Annotated in this window: 13 protein-coding genes; 6 read left to right on the top strand and 7 right to left on the bottom strand. The window is 73.1% G+C overall.

Going from position 1 to position 14606, the window contains the following annotated elements; genetic code table 11:
* Window positions 1-224: 224 nt before the first annotated feature.
* Together ABD126_RS35430 and ABD126_RS35425 are read right to left on the bottom strand one after the other, a co-directional pair.
* Window positions 225-1076: a sugar phosphate isomerase/epimerase family protein gene (locus tag ABD126_RS35430; RefSeq protein WP_343939398.1), complete on the bottom strand. Its 852-nt coding sequence runs from the start codon at window positions 1074-1076 to the stop codon at window positions 225-227.
* A gap of 99 nt (window positions 1077-1175) precedes the next feature.
* The gene (locus ABD126_RS35425; protein ID WP_343939396.1) at window positions 1176-2345 is read right to left on the bottom strand and encodes an ROK family transcriptional regulator; all 1170 of its coding nucleotides are present in this window, start codon (window positions 2343-2345) and stop codon (window positions 1176-1178) included.
* A gap of 212 nt (window positions 2346-2557) precedes the next feature.
* Between ABD126_RS35425 and ABD126_RS35420 the strand changes: the two genes are divergently transcribed.
* Window positions 2558-4426, top strand: coding sequence for a hypothetical protein (locus ABD126_RS35420; protein WP_343939394.1), 1869 nt, complete (start codon window positions 2558-2560; stop codon window positions 4424-4426).
* On the opposite strand, the gene ABD126_RS35415 is transcribed toward ABD126_RS35420, so the two are convergent.
* The 4 genes from ABD126_RS35415 to ABD126_RS35400 all read right to left on the bottom strand — a co-directional run bounded on the left by ABD126_RS35415 (window position 4313) and on the right by ABD126_RS35400 (window position 7556).
* A complete protein-coding gene (locus ABD126_RS35415; RefSeq protein ID WP_343939393.1) occupies window positions 4313-5524 on the bottom strand; it encodes an MFS transporter in 1212 nt (403 codons plus the stop codon). The two genes, ABD126_RS35420 and ABD126_RS35415, sit on opposite strands and share 114 nt — an antisense overlap.
* Before the next feature lie 61 nt (window positions 5525-5585).
* Window positions 5586-6029: a thioredoxin family protein gene (locus ABD126_RS35410; protein WP_343939391.1), complete on the bottom strand. Its 444-nt coding sequence runs from the start codon at window positions 6027-6029 to the stop codon at window positions 5586-5588.
* 153 nt (window positions 6030-6182) lie between these two features.
* Window positions 6183-6533, bottom strand: coding sequence for a rhodanese-like domain-containing protein (locus ABD126_RS35405; protein WP_343939389.1), 351 nt, complete (start codon window positions 6531-6533; stop codon window positions 6183-6185).
* Window positions 6534-6620: 87 nt separating this feature from the next.
* Window positions 6621-7556: a LysR family transcriptional regulator gene (locus ABD126_RS35400; protein WP_343939387.1), complete on the bottom strand. Its 936-nt coding sequence runs from the start codon at window positions 7554-7556 to the stop codon at window positions 6621-6623.
* A 231-nt stretch (window positions 7557-7787) separates the two neighbouring features.
* On the opposite strand from ABD126_RS35400, the gene ABD126_RS35395 reads away from it, so the two are divergent.
* From ABD126_RS35395 to ABD126_RS35385, 3 genes are read left to right on the top strand one after another with little or no spacing between them, the layout of a single operon-like run.
* Window positions 7788-8459, top strand: a complete 672-nt coding sequence (locus tag ABD126_RS35395) for a tRNA-dependent cyclodipeptide synthase (protein ID WP_343939385.1) — start codon at window positions 7788-7790, stop codon at window positions 8457-8459.
* A gap of 3 nt (window positions 8460-8462) precedes the next feature.
* Complete coding sequence (locus ABD126_RS35390; protein ID WP_343939383.1) at window positions 8463-9761, top strand: purine-cytosine permease family protein; 1299 nt, start codon at window positions 8463-8465, stop codon at window positions 9759-9761.
* Between the two features lie 15 nt (window positions 9762-9776).
* Window positions 9777-10712, top strand: a complete 936-nt coding sequence (locus ABD126_RS35385) for a LysR family transcriptional regulator (protein WP_343939381.1) — start codon at window positions 9777-9779, stop codon at window positions 10710-10712.
* Window positions 10713-10749: 37 nt separating this feature from the next.
* Here the strand turns inward: ABD126_RS35385 and ABD126_RS35380 are convergent, their stop codons facing one another.
* Window positions 10750-12144 carry a M1 family metallopeptidase gene (locus ABD126_RS35380; protein ID WP_343939379.1) on the bottom strand — a complete coding sequence of 465 codons (1395 nt, stop codon included), beginning with the start codon at window positions 12142-12144 and terminating at the stop codon, window positions 10750-10752.
* A gap of 375 nt (window positions 12145-12519) precedes the next feature.
* Between ABD126_RS35380 and ABD126_RS35375 the strand changes: the two genes are divergently transcribed.
* Both ABD126_RS35375 and ABD126_RS35370 read left to right on the top strand, forming a co-directional pair.
* The gene (locus ABD126_RS35375) at window positions 12520-13776 is read left to right on the top strand and encodes a S1 family peptidase (protein WP_343939377.1); all 1257 of its coding nucleotides are present in this window, start codon (window positions 12520-12522) and stop codon (window positions 13774-13776) included.
* 61 nt (window positions 13777-13837) lie between these two features.
* Window positions 13838-14584 (top strand): maleylpyruvate isomerase family mycothiol-dependent enzyme, encoded by a 747-nt coding sequence (locus tag ABD126_RS35370; protein ID WP_343939375.1) that lies wholly within the window; start codon window positions 13838-13840, stop codon window positions 14582-14584.
* Window positions 14585-14606 lie beyond the last annotated feature (22 nt).

The following is a 14606-nucleotide window of genomic DNA, read 5'->3' as shown; positions in this document are numbered from 1 at the left end:
CCGCCAGCTTCTCGAACATCGCGATGCCGGCCGGGATCGAGTCGTGGCGGTACGCGCCGGCGGCGGTCTTGCTGAACAGCAGGACGTGCAGGCCCTCCGGGTGGCCGGACGCGGCCGGCGCGGATGTCACCCCGGTCACTATGAGAACTGATGCAACTACTGTGAGTAGTCGCCTGAGGGTGTGGTGCATTGCCACTCCTTCGGGGCGGTTGTTGGGCGGGCGGTTACTCGGTGAAGGCGGCGGTGGCGCCGCGCAGGAAGGCCAGACCGTCGGCGGCGAGGGCGTCCGGCGACGAGGCCAGCGGCCTCCAGATGGAGGCCGCGGTGGCGATGGAGGCGTTGTCCGGCGTGAACGACTCGATGCACAGCGGGCCGCGGTAGCCGGTCTCGGCCAGGGCGTGGAGGATGCCGGGCCAGTCGAGGTGGTCGCGGCCGGGCGTGCCGCGGTCGTTGGCGCAGACCTGGACGTGGGCGGTGCGCGCGCCTGCGGCGAGGATCGCGGTGACCGGGGAGGTCTCCTCGATGTTGAGGTGGTAGACGTCCAGCGCCAGGCCGCAGCCCTCGTCGGGCAGGCCGGCCAGCGCTTCGAGTGCCTGGTCGACGGTGTTGAGCAGGCTGGTCTCGTAGCGGTTCAGCGGCTCGACGGCGATCTTGACGCCCCGGGAGGCCGCGTACTCGACCACCGGGGCCAGGTTCTCGCGCAATCGGGCGTAGACCCCGGCGCGGTCGTCGATGCGCCACGTCCGGCCGACCGAGCTGTACGCGGGCCCGGCCGCGACCGGGCTGCCGACGACCGCGGCGACGTCCACGACGTGCCGGAGGTAGTCCCGGGTCTCCGGGACGGTGTCGGCGTCCACCAGTTCGCGGCCGGGCGGCATCACCAGGCAGACCGACGCCTTGAGGCCCAGTTCCGCCAGCAGGTCGGCCGCGCGGTGCGGGTCCCAGTCACCCGGCTGCTCCACGGGCAGCTCGATGACGTCGAAGCCCTGCTCCCGCACCCACGGGGCGAGCTTCGCCAGGTCCTCGTCGGTCAGCGGGGAGGTCCATACCCACGTGTTGACGCCGATGTCCCACATGTGGGTGAACGTAAGCCAGGTCATATGACCTGGTCAATACAAAAGGAACGCCCCCAGTACCTACTTATGTCTACTTCTCGCCAAAAGCCAGCTCGCTGCTCAGCTCGCGAGTTGCACGTCGAGCACTTCGGGCGACAGCGCGTGCTTGGCCACCATCGCCGCCGCGCCCAGCACGCCGGCCTCCGGGCCCGCCTTGGACGCCACGATCCGCAGGTTCTCCGTGGCCAGCGGGAGGGAGCGGCGGTAGACCGACTCGCGCACGCCGGCCAGCAGCATCTCCCCCGCCTGCGCGACCAGCCCGCCCACCACGACCAGCGAGGGGTTAAACATGCTCACGCACGCCGCCAGCACCTCGCCGATGTCGCGGCCCGCCTGGCGCACCACCTGCCCGGCCTCCAGGCTGCCCGACCGGACCAGCCGCACCACGTCGGCCGTCGTCGTGGCGTCCACGCCCCGCTCGCGCAGCTTCGCCGCCATCGCCGGACCGCTGGCCACGGCCTCCAGGCACCCGGTGTTGCCGCACCGGCACAGCACGTCCCCGCCGTGCGGGGCCTGGATGTGCCCGAGGTCGCCGGCCGCGCCGACCGCGCCCCGGTGCAGCACGCCGTTGCTGATCAGGCCCGACCCGATGCCGGTGGCGACCTTGACCACGATCATGTGCTCGGCCTCGGGGAACGCCGTGGTGTGCTCGCCCAGCGCCATCAGGTTGACCTCGTTGTCCACCAGCACCGGCACGCCCAGTTCGGCCGTGACCAGGCCCGGCACGTCGAAGCCGTCCCAGCCGGGCATTATCGGCGGGTTGTTGGGCCGCCCCGTGGAGTGCTCGACCGGGCCGGGCAGGCCGATGCCCACGCCCGCGACCGGCGCGCCGTCCGCGGGCAGCAGCTCGCGCCACGCCTTGACCAGCAGCGGGAGGATGACCGTCGGGCCGTCGGCGATGTCCAGCTCGATCTGCTCGACCGCGATCAGCCGGCACCCCAGGTCGGCGACGGCGACCGTGGCGTGGGTCGCGCCGACGTCGGCGGCCAGCACCAGCCGCGCGCCCGAGTGGAAGGCGAACCGGCTGGCGGGCCTGCCGCCGGTGGACACGTCGTCGCCGATGTCGCTGACCAGGCCGGCCGCCATGAGCAGGTCCAGGCGGGCGCGGACGGTCGAGCGGGCCAGGCCGGTCTCGGCCACGATGTCCGCGCGCGTGCGCGGCCGGCCGTCCATCAGCAGGCGCAGCAGGGCGGCGGGCGAGGCGGCGTCGACGGTCGGGGCACTCTCCATCGCTCCATTGTTCCAGACCACCGCCGTTTGCGGCTGGCCCACGTCATTAGTCGGGCGAGTTGACGAACGGCGACCGGCGACTTCGGCCCATCGGCCGGCAATACACCGCGACGAACTGTGTGGACTGTTGACGGCCCGTCCGTCCCGGCCGGCGGGGGACCGCGCCGATAACCTCCGACACGCCGCAGGAGCACGGGACGCGAGGAGCCGAGGTGCCGTACGCAGTGTGGATCGAGCTGTCCGACCCCGATCCACCGGGGTCCGGCGACGTCGCCCACGCCCGGCCGCCCGACCTCGTGCTGGAGCTGATCGAGGCGGGCGGTTCGGGGGACGGTCCGGTGCTCGACGCCGAGGACGAGCCGGCGGTCGTCGCCGACGAGCCGGTCGCGCTGCTCGACGTGCGGGTGCTGACCTACCCGGAGGGCGCACGGGTCGGGCTGGCCGTGGCCGCGGCGGACCTGCCGGCGGCGCTGGCCGTGGGCCTGGGCGTGGCCCGGTACCTGTCCGGCACGCCCGCGCTGTTCGGGTGGCGGCTGGAGTCCATCAGCGGCGCGAAGCTCGACGCGCCGCTGGAGCCGGACGTGTGGCTGCCGTCGGTGGACGACGACCGGCCCCGGTTCCCGATCGCCGAGCACCTGCCCCGCGAGCTGCAGGAGCCCGCCGCCCAGTACCTGCTCGCCGCCGCGGCGGCCGACGTCAACGACCCGGTGGGGCGCGGGCCGTGGCGGGTGGACGCGGCGGACCTGGTCGCCGGGTCGGTCGAGCACCCGTGGGGCCGGGAGCTGGTGGCCGCCCTGGGCGGCCTGCTGGTCGCCGCCTGCCGCGCGGAGGCGGTGCGGCACCCGCTGGTGGGGCGCGGCGGCGGGGACGCGGCGCTCGCGCAGGCGCTGCTGGACGCCGTGCGCGCCGACCACGACGCACCGGTCACCGACGTCGACCAGGACGGCATGCGCGGCCACCTGCTGCTGGAGGACTTCGCCGCCGCCCACGACCTCCAGTGGCACCGCGTGGACCCGGTCCTGGCCCCCGACCTCGCCGAACAGCGGCAGCGGGCCCAACTGCGCGCCCTGCTGCGGGCGGGCATCCGGTGCCTGGCGACGTTGGGCCGCGACGGGCTGGCCGCCGCCGAGACGCCGTGGGTGTGGCTGGCGGACCTGGACAGCGACGACGTGGCCGCCGTGGTGGACCACTTCGCCGACCGCGACACCGAGCAGACCGCCGAGGCCGCCGAGGAGGCCGAGGCGCTGCTGTACGGGGCGACCCAGGCGCACCTGCTGATGCGCCTGGCGCTGCTGCACCCGGAGCTGCTGGCCGCCGACCGCATCACCGCCGTGCGCAACGACCTGCGGATCTCCACCGAGCCGCTGCAACACCTCGGGTTCCACGCCCTGACGTCGTTCGGGTCGGCGGCCCTGGAGCGGGCGACGCCGCCCCCGCACGCCGCCGGGGTCGCCCGGACCGTGCTGGCGGCGCTGCGGGCCGTCGACGCCGAGGAGGACGACGCGCTCGACGAGCTGTACGCGGCCATCGAGGACGTGCTGCCGACCCGCCACATCGCCGACCGCGAGCGGCAGGCGCACACCGACGCGTTCCTCGACGTGGTCACCGCGACGGCGGCGGCCGGCGAGGACGCCGCCCGGGTGGCGCGCGAGCTGTTGGCGTTCCCGGCGGAACTGGCGTGCATCGTGGCCGACCTGCCCGACGGCGGCCGGGCCGAGCACACGTTGCGGCTGCGGGTGCTCGCGGCGGCGGCCGGGCTGGACCCGGCGGTGGCCGGCGAGGTCGCGGCCGACCTGCCGGGGCTGCGCGGCAAGGACCCCCGCGACGAGCCGGCCCTGCACGCCGAGGCGAGCACGTGGTGGGGTCGCGCGGTGCGGGCGTTCGGCGACCGGCCGGACGTGGTGGCGCGGGCGCTCGCCCGCTGCCCCGAGCCGGGAGCCGGCCTGTTGCGCCGGATCACGACCGCCTCACTCGACGACCTGCCCACCCCGACGGCGGTCGTCGCGGTCGTGCAGGCCGTCTCCGCGCTCGGCATCGCCGCGCGGGCCCCCTACCTGCCGCACGAGATCATCACCGGGTGAGCGCGGCAGGCGCGGCGCGGCGAGCAGCGGCAGCACCATGAGGGCGGCGGCGGTCGCGGTCAGGGCGGCCGGGGCGGCGTCCAGCACCAGGCCGCCGAGCAGCGCGCCGCCCGCCACGGCCCCGTTCCAGGCCGCGATGGTCAGCGACTGCGCCGAGTCCGCGCTCCGCCCGGCCACCACGGCGGTGACCGCTTGGAACGCCGTCGGCGCGCCCCCGAACGCCAAGCCCCACAACGCCATCGAGCCCCACAGCCAGTCCACGGGCAGCAGCACCGCCACCACGATCGCCGCCGGGCACACCACCAGCACACCCCTCGGGCACCGGTCCAGCGCGCGGCCGACGACGAGGATGCCCACGACGGCCGCGAGCCCGAACACCAGCAGCGCCGCGCTCAGCGACGACTCCCTCCCCGACCGCGCCAGCACCGGCCCCAGGTAGGTGTAGAGGGTGTTGTGCGCCAACGAGAACGCCGCCACCGTCACCACCACCCGCACCATCCCGGGCACCCGCAGCGCGGCCGGGACGCTGACCCGCACCGGTTCGGCGGCCACCGGCGGCACCACCGCCGAGACCCACGCGAACAACGGCACCGCCACCAGGCCCATCAGCACGAACGTCCACCGCCAGCCCACCAGCTCCCCCAGCGCGGTGCCCGCCGGCACGCCGACGGCGAACCCCAGCGGGGTGCCCGCCATGGCCACCGCCAACGCCCGACCGGACCGCCCCGGCGGCGCGAGGCGCATCGCGTACACCGCCACCAGCGACCACATGACGCCGGTGATCGCACCGGACACGACCCGCGCGCCCAGCACGACCGCGAACCACGGTGACGCGGCGATGACGAGGTTGGTCACCGCGAACCCGAGCACGAGCGCGAGCAGCACCCGCTTGCGCGGCAGGCGGGAGGCCCAGGCGGTCAACGGGATCGCGGTCAGCGCGGTGGTGAGGGCGTACCCGGTGACCAGGTGCCCGGTGGTCGAGGGCGGCACGCCGAAGTCGGCGGACATGCCCAGCAGCAGCCCGGCCGGCAGCACCTCGGTGAGGCAGCCGAGGAACACGATGACCGACAACGCGAGCAACGCCCGGAGCGGGAGCACGGACGGCCCCTTTCGGCGAGGGACGGCCGGCGTCCCGCGCGGGGGACGCCGGCCGAGCGGGTCAGCCCTTGGCGAGCTGGGCGTTGATCCAGGACCGCAGGGCGGCCTCGCCGCGGTACCCGACGTGCCGGGAACCGGTCAGCTCGGCCCCGTTGCGCACCGGGACGAGCGTGGGCAGGTACTGGATGCGGTACTTGGACGCCAGGTCGCGGCTGGTGTCGACGTCGACCTCGCCGAGCAGGAAGCGCCCGTTGTACTCGGCGGCCAACCGCTCGATGACCGGCTTCATCTGCCGGCACGGGCCGCACCAGGTGGCGCCGAAGTCCAGCACGACCAGCTTGGTCTTCGAGATCTCCATGACCTGGGCGTGGTTGGCCGAGGTCACCTTGACGACGTTCTCGTTGGCGGTGGTGGCGGGCGCGGCGCCGGCCGGGGCCACCGCCATGATGGTGGCGGCGGCGACCGCGACGGCGGTGACGCCGAGGCGCAGCAGTCTGGCGAACATGGTTGATCTCCTCCATTGGCAGGGAAAGGCGGCGGAACGTTCGGGCCGGCCCCCGCGGGACCGGCGTTCGCCCGGTCGGGGCGGACCGGCGTTCGCCCGGTCGGGGCGCACCGGTGTTCGCCCGGTCGGGGCGGACCGGCGCGGACCGGGTTTTCAGTCCGAAGTGGACGTCGGCAGGCCGGCGGCCACCCAGTCCTCGATGCCCTCGCGGTACTTGCGCACGTTCGCGTAGCCCAGCTCGGTGAGCCGGGCGCCCACGAACTCGCTGTTGCGGCAGGGGGTGTTGGCGCAGTACACGACGATGTGGGCGGACTTGTCGGGCAGGACGTCGGGCGCGTGCCGGTCGGTGGACGCCGCCGCCTGCTCGTACGGGTAGCCGGGGATGTTCAGCGCGCCCGGCAGGTGTTCCTTCTCGTAGTACGCCACGGGCATCGTGTCCACCACGACCAGCGTGCCCGCGTCGATGCCCTTCCTGAGTTCCTCACGGGTGATCAGCGGCAGCATGGCGGTGTCCCTCTTTCCGGATCGGGATTCCCGCGGCGGTGCACCGAGTGTGACCACGCCGGGGACACCGCGCCCACTGCCGGCCTGCTATGCCGTCCGGTTATCCGCGAGCCAGTGCCGGTAGACCTCGTGGTCGGCGGCCAGCCGCCGGTACGCGCCCAGCGCCGCCGCGTGCACGTCGGCGAACTGCGCGGCGAACGGGTGGTCGGTGCGCCACAACAGGATGTGCTGCACGGTCATCGGCGTCCCGGTCAACGGCCGCACGACCATGCCGGGCGTGTCCGGGGTGGTCGGCTGCACCAGGCACACCCCGTGCCCGCCGGCCACCAGGCGGAACCGCAGGGTGTCCACGTCGTGCGCGATGCGCGGGGTGAACCCGTGCGCCAGGCACATCTCGCGGAACACGATCCGGCAGCCGTCGCCGCAACTGGACACGATCCACCGCTCCTCGGCCAGGTCGATGAGGTCCACCGAGGACGCGTCGGCCAGCCGGTGCCACGACGGCAGCGCGACGAACGCGGGCTCGGTCACCACCCGCGCGGCGCGCACCTCGCCGGGCACGGCCAGCGTCCGCGGACCGCAGATCAGCACCAGGGCCAGGTCCACGCACCGGTTCACCACCTGCTGCACCAGCCGGGTGTGCGACATGTCCGCGCGGGTGGTCAGCTCGCGGCCGGGCATGAGGTCGAGCAGGCAGTTGAACACCTCGGGGGCCAGCGCGCTGTCGTTCCAGCCGACCCGCACGCCGCCGTCGGCGCGTTGGTGGCGGCGGAAGTCGCGGTCCAGCTCGTCGAACGCCGGGATGATCGCCTCGGCGCGGGACAGCACGAGTTCGCCGATGCGCGTGGGCCGGACGCCGCGCGGGTCGCGGTCGAACAGGCGGTCGCCGACGAGTTGTTCGATGCGGCGCAACTGGTGGCTGAGCGCGGGTTGCGGCAGGCGCAGCTCGCCCGCCGCGCGGTTGAGGCTGCCCGCCCGCGCGATGGCGAGCAGCACGCGGAGGTGTCGGACTTGGAGCTCCATGTCACTCATTACGCTCGCTCGACCGCGTGCTGTCACCTTCCTACGCCGATCACTGGCGGCTATGTCGGCCGAACGGCGTCCGGGCGCGGGCCGTTCGGTTCAGCGCTTCCCGTTCTATAAGGCCGTGGCATGACCTTTCGGCAGTACCACCACCCCCGGGTGGTCCGCATAGTGGTCGAATCGCCCGATTCCCGGGACCTCCCTGCGAAACACCCACCGGAGCCGACGGTGATGACCACTCCCCTGACCGAGCACTGCGCCGGACCGCTCGCGAGCGCCCGGCACGTCTGCCTCGGTGTCAGCCCGTTCAACAGCTACTTCTCCGTCGAGCGCATCGTCGAGCTGGCCCGCTGGGCGATGGCGTCGTTCGAGGACTACCACTTCTTCATCCCCGACCGCGCCGCCGCTTTCACCTTGGAGGCGTTGGGCTACGACCCGGCCCGTGCGCGCGGCAAAGCGCGCCGGCAGGGCCAGTACGTGGTCAACAAGGTGTGCCGCGCCCTGGTGGACCTCGGGGTCCACCACCCGGAGCGGCACGTGCTCGACGGCGCGACGCTCGCCGAGAACCCCTGCTACCAACGCCTGCTGATGAACGCGCACGACCTGTTCGAGCAGGACGAGACGTTCGCCGGGCACTGCCTGGACGCCACCCGCTGGGTCCTGGACCGCAAGCTGCCCGACGGCGAGGTGCCGTCGGAGGCCCAGCTGCGCAGCGCCGTGCGGTACTTCCTGGCGGAACTGCCGCTGTTCGTCGACACGCCGGCGATCGTCGGGGTGTCCGGCTCGGTGTTCGCCTACCACCAGCGGGTCAAGTTCCTGGAACTGCTCTACGCCCGCGAACTGCCCTGGCAGCCGCACCCCGGCCAGGGGTTCGTGCTGCTGCGACCCGACGAGGAGTGCTGAGCCGTGCACGACGACCACTCGCTGCGCCGCCTGCCCGACACCGCCCGCTGCTCGTGGGTTTCCGTTGCCGTGCAACGGTTCGGCCAGGTGTCGTCGTTCCACCAGTTCCTGCTCGGGGCGGTCCTCGGGTTCGGGATGACGTTCTGGGACGCCGTCCTGGCGATCACGCTGGGCTCGGTGATGCTGGAAGTCGTCACCGTGCTCATGGGCGTCGCCGGGATGCGTGAGGGCGTCTCGACGTCCGTGCTGGCCCGGTGGGCCGGGTTCGGCGGGCGCGGGTCCGCGCTGGTCGGCCTGCTGGTCACGGTGAGCCTCGCCGGTTGGTTCGGCGTGCAGAACGACGTGTTCGCGCACGGCCTGCACGCGTTGATGGGCGGCCCGCCGGTGTGGGTGTGGGCGGTGCTCGGCGGGATCGCGGTCACGCTGATCGTCGTCGCGGGCTTCCACACCATGGCGTGGACCGCCTACCTGACCGTGCCCGCGTTCCTGCTGCTGGCGGGGTACGCGATCAGCCAGGAGCTGACCCGGCACGACCTGGGCGACCTGGTGTCGATGGCCCCGCCCGGCCCGGCGCTGTCGGTCGCGCAGGGCACCACGCTGGTGGCGGGCGCGTTCATCATGGGCGCGGTGATGACGCCGGACATGACCCGGTTCAACCGCCGCGTCTCCGACGTCGTCAAGCAGACGCTGATCAGCGTCACCCTCGGCGAGTACCTGATCGGCCTGACCGGAGTGCTGCTGGCGCACGCCGCGCGCAGCGCCGACATCGTCGCGGTGATCACCTCGACGTCGGGTGTGCTGGGCACGCTGATCCTGGTCACGGCGATCATGAAGATCAACGACTGGAACCTGTACTCGGCGTCGCTGGGGCTGGTCAACACGGTGCACGTGCTGGCGGGCCGCACGCTGTCCCGGGCGAAGGCGACCCTGGCGCTCGGCGCGCTGGGCACGTTCCTGTCCGCGATCGGCATCCTGGACCACTTCACGACGTTCCTGACCTGGATCGGGGTGATCACGCCGCCGGTCGCGGGCATCGTGATCGCCGAGTACTTCGTGGTCCGCACGTGGCGGCGCGCGCTGGACGAGTCCCGGGCGGTCGGCGAACTGCCCGCCGACCCGCCGAACTGGGTGCCCGCGTCGCTGCTGTGCTGGGCGGCCGGCGCGGCCGTGGGCGCGTTCGTGCCGATCGGGATCCCGACGATCAACTCCGTGCTGACGGCGTTCGCGCTGTACGCTGCGATCGGCAGGACAGTCGGGATCCTGCGACCGCCGCCCAGGTCCCGGGTCGACACCCACCGCTGAGACGGGCGTGACGGCATGGAACTCGACGTCCACCACCTCCGCCTCGTGCGGGCCATCGGGGACACCGGCAGCCTGTCCGAAGCGGCGGTGGTGCTCGGCGTGAGCCAACCCGCGGTGAGCGGGAAGCTCAAACGCCTGGAGAACGCGCTCGGCCAACGGCTGTTCGACCGGGGCCGGGCGACCACGGTGACCCCGACCCCGACCGGCGAGCTGCTGCTGAGCCGGATCACCGCGGTCCTCCCGCTGATGGAGGGTCTGGTGCACGACATCGAGTCGCGCACCAGACCGGCCGCGGCCCGCCCGCGCGTGGGCGGCGCGTGCTCCCCGATCCTGGGCCACCTGCCCGGGATCGCCGCGGACCACCTGCCGTGCGGCGCGGACGCCACCCTGCTCGACAGCGAGTGCCGGGACCTGGTCGTGGACCTGGTGGCCCAGCGCCGGTTGGAGATCGGCCTGGTCAAGGACTACCCGGGTTTCGAGACCACCACGCCGGCCTGCGTGGAGACGGCGGTGGTGGCGCACGACCCGACCATGGTGGTCCTGCCCGAGCACCACCCGTTGGCGCGGTTGGACGTGGTGCGCCTGGAACAGCTGGCCGACGCGGAATGGGTGCTGCCCGGCCCGGACTCGACCCGCTTCCACGAGTACTTCCACGGGACGTGCCGGGCGGTCGGCTTCCGGCCGCGGGTCCGGCACGTGGCGGAGAGCTACTCGACGACGATCGCGGCCGTGCGCAACGGCGCGGTGGGGCTGTCCCAGGCGGCGTGCGAGGGGCACCAGCAGGTGGCGGTGCGACTGCTGGCCGACGACGTCCTGAGCCGGCGCTTCGTGCTGATGTGGCACCGGGAAGGCGTCGTGGCACCCCACGCGCAGGCCGTGCTGGACGCCGCCATCAAGGCCTACCACGCGGAGTGCCACGCCTCCCCGGTCTACTCGCGCTACCTCAGCTAGGAACCTGCCCGGTCTGCGCTCTTCAGGCGCAAACGGGTCAGTCCAGGAAGCCGGTGGGGGCCGTCGTCCCGTCCACCCAGGCCGTGAAGAACGGCTTCAGGTCCATGTCGGCCACCGCCGCCACGTACAGCTCCCAGTCGTACCAGCCCTGGTTCCAGTTGTCGTTGATCTCCGGGAACTCGCGCAGGACCGCGAAGAACTTCTCGTCACCGATGTGCTTGCGCAGCGCGTGCACCATCAGCACGCCCTTGTCCGACACCGAGAACTCCCGGCCCTTCCCGGGGTCGGACAGCTTGCGCGCCCAGAACGCCGGGTCCGCCGCCCGCACCGCCGCCTGGTAGCGCTGCTCGACCGCGATCCCGCGCCGCTCCTCGTCCCACAGCCACGCCAGGTACCGGGCGAACGACTCGGGCAGCGGCTGGTCCTTCCACATCTTGATGGCCAACTTGTTGCCCCACCACTGCGCCGCCGCGGCCTGGACCAGCGCCGACTCGCCCGCGCCCGCGCCGAACACCGGACGGCCCTGGGCGGGGTGGGCGTACCCGAGCCGGTCGGGCACGTACAGGCCGCCGGTCGACGAGTACGGGAACGGGCCCAGCTTGCCGGTCAGGAACCCGAGCACCTCGGGCAGCTTCGCGGCCAACGGCCCGGCGTTGGCGCCCGGGGCGAACGCGTTGAGCACCGGCGTGTCGCCGGCGGTGGACTCCTGCACGGTGTACCGGTCGATGCCGATCATCGTGGCGGACGGGGCGATCGGCTGGTTCTCCACCCACGTCGTGGCGCTGCCCGGTTCGCGCACGCCGTTAGACACCACCGTCCAGCCGCGCGGGACGGTCGCGGTGACGCGGAAGGTGGCCTTGTCGGCGGTGGTGTCGTTGACCGGGAACCACGTCGTCGCCGAGTGCGGCGCGCCGGCCGCGAACGCGCCGCCGGTGTACGAGGTGCGCCAGCCGGTCCAGCCGCGCGGGGTGTACTCGGCCTGCGGCCGTCCGCAGTAGACGATCGTGACGGTGAAGGTCGCGCCTTCCTCCAGGACGGTCCTCGGGGTCACGACCAGTTCGTGCTCCTTGGCCCGGGTGAAGGTCGCGGGCACGCCGTCCACGTGCACGCCGCTCACCGTCAGGCCGCGCAGGTCCAGGTTGAACCGGCTCAGCCGCTGGGTGGTGACCGCGGTGACGACGGTCTTCGCGGACAGGAACCGGGCGGCGGGGTCGTAGGACAGGGCGACGTCGTAGTGCGAGACGTCGTAGCCGCCGTTGCCGTCGGTCGGGTAGTACGGGTCCACGCCCAGCACGGTGCCGTTCGGGGCGACGTGGACGTAGCCGTCGCCGCCGATCGTGTCGTCCTGGGCGGTGGCGGGGGTCGGGCACACGGTCAGGCCGCACAACAGCAGGGTGACCGACGAACCGAGTCGTCGGATGCGCACAGCCATGGGAAACCTCTCCAGTGGGGACATGTGCGGGCCAGTCTCGGCGCGCCCCGCCGTCCCGCCCCACTGCCACTTCCCCATGTCGGCGCGTTATCGGCGACGGCCGGATGCACCCGCCTGGCCGGCGAACCTGCCGCTAGAATCCGCCGCCGAATTTCCATCCCTCGCTTATGAAATTCGCGATATTCGTCCTTACGAGTTGCCGCCTGCGACATCCGGGTGTTCTCCGGAATTCACCGAAACGCCCATCACCGATCCGCGATTTCCCTAGTGCGCAGACCCGTCGCCGCTGGTCAGGTGGTTCGACCAATTCCAGTGATCCGGCGGTCTCCGCCTGCGCGAAAAACGAGGAACACACACCAAGGGAAAGTGGGAGCGATGCGAAAACTCCTCCGCACGGTGCTCACCGGCGTTTCGGTGGCCACTCTCGGATTCACCGGTCTCGCGGTCGGCTCGGCCGCGCCGGAACGGTCGGTCGACCTGCCCGCGGACGTCCTCGCGGCCATGCAGCGCGATCTCGGGCTCACCGCCGACCAGGCGGCCAGACGCGCGGCGCAGCAGGACGAGGCCGACCGGCTCGACGACGTGCTGGCGGGACGCCTGGGCGCGGCGTTCGGCGGCGCGTGGTTCGACGCCGAGGCGGGCCGGCTCGCGGTCGCCGTCACCGACCCGGCGCGGGCCGGCGAGGTGCGCGCGGCGGGCGCGCGGGCGCACGTGGTCAAGCACAGCGCGGCCGACCTGGAGCGGATCAAGGGCGAGCTGGACTCCCTGGCGGGCAAGCGGGCCGACGACGGCAAGCGCGACAGACCCGGCGGCGGCCGGTCCGACGAGGTCAAGGGCCTGGTGTCCTGGTCGGTCGACCCGACCGCCAACGTCGTGTCGGTGACCGCGCTGGCCGCCGGGTCGGAGAAGGCCGTCGCGGGCCTGCGCAAGTACGGCGACGCCGTGCGCGTGGGCTACACCGACGTCGAACCGTCCACGGCGGCGTTCCTCGACGGCGGCGACATCCTGTACTACGGCGCGTTCGGCGGCGGGTACTGCTCGGCCGGGTTCAACCTGCGCAACGTCAACAACGGCCTGCGCTACGTCCTGACCGCGGGCCACTGCGGCCCGGCCGGCACCGCCGTGTACGGCTACACCGGCGCGCAGATCGGCACCGTGCAGGCCGCGTTCTTCCCGACCTGGGACGACGCGCTCGTGCGCGTGACCAACACGGCCGCGTGGACCCAGGGCCCCTGGGTGGACGTGAACCCGTCGCAGGGCGGCGTCGTCACCGTGAGCGGGTACAGCGACTCGCCGGTGGGCACCGCGATCTGCAAGTCCGGCGTGACCACCAAGCTGACCTGCGGCGTGATCACGGCCAAGCGGCAGACGGTGACGTACTCGGGCGGGCAGACGGTGTACGACCTGACCCGGCACAACGCGTGCGTCGAGCCGGGTGACTCGGGTGGTGCGAACTACCGCAACTCCGGCACCCGCACGGCGGAGGGCGTGACCAGCGGAGCCCAGCTCTACGTGGTCGGCGGCCGGTACCGGTGCGCGGCGGCGGTGGGCCTGCCCAACGTGTCCTGGTACTACCCGGCGGCGATCAGCCTGCCCTACTACCAGGCCGTGTACGGCGCGACGCTCTGGTGATCGCGTGAGAGGGCCGGCCGGCGACTTGATCGCCGGCCGGCTCGCGCGCTTGAGTAGGCGCATGGCTTTCGCCTTGGAGCGCTACTGCGCCGAAATCGTCACCCAAACGGACCTGCTGCGCGCGCACGTGAGCGGCGCGGACATGCGGACCCGAGTGCCCAGCTGCCCCGACTGGAACCTCGGCCAACTCTTACGGCACGTCGGCGGCGGGCACCGGTGGATCGAGCAGGTCATCCAGACCGGCGGTCCGGTGCCCAACCCGGCGCGCGACCTCGACGGCTACACCGACGAGGACGCCGCGTACCTCGACGGGTGGCTCGCGGAGAGCGCGACCGTCCTGACGAAGGCGTTGCGGGACAACGGCCCGGACCGGCCCGTCGAGGTGGGCATCCCCGGCTTCACCTCGCCGGAGCTGTGGGCGCGGCGGATGACCCACGAGACCGCCGTGCACCGGGCGGACGCCGCTGCCGCCGTCGGGGCGGAGTTCGACCTCGCGCCCGAGATCGCCGCCGACGCGGTGGACGAGTGGATGGTCTTCGGCGCGAGCCCTCGGCGCGGTGTGGCGGTCGGGCCCGGCCGCAGCCTGCGGTTCGAGGCCACGGACACCGACGCGGCGTGGTTCGTGGACCTCACCGGCGAGGCCCCGCAGTGGCGGCGCGGCCGGGAGGACGCCGCGGTGACGGTGCGCGGGCCGGTGGCGGAACTGGTGCTGTCGCTCTACCTGCGGCCCGCGCCGCACGTGGAGGTGAGCGGCGACCGGGCCCTCCTGGAGGACTGGGTGGCCCGCACGGGCATCTTCCGGGGCTGAGCCGGGCCGGCGGCGGTCGCTG

Origin of the sequence: Saccharothrix mutabilis subsp. mutabilis (genome assembly GCF_039521145.1) — a bacterium.
Classification (GTDB): Bacteria; Actinomycetota; Actinomycetes; order Mycobacteriales; family Pseudonocardiaceae; genus Actinosynnema; species Actinosynnema mutabilis.
This window is presented reverse-complemented; position numbering and strand designations above follow the sequence as displayed.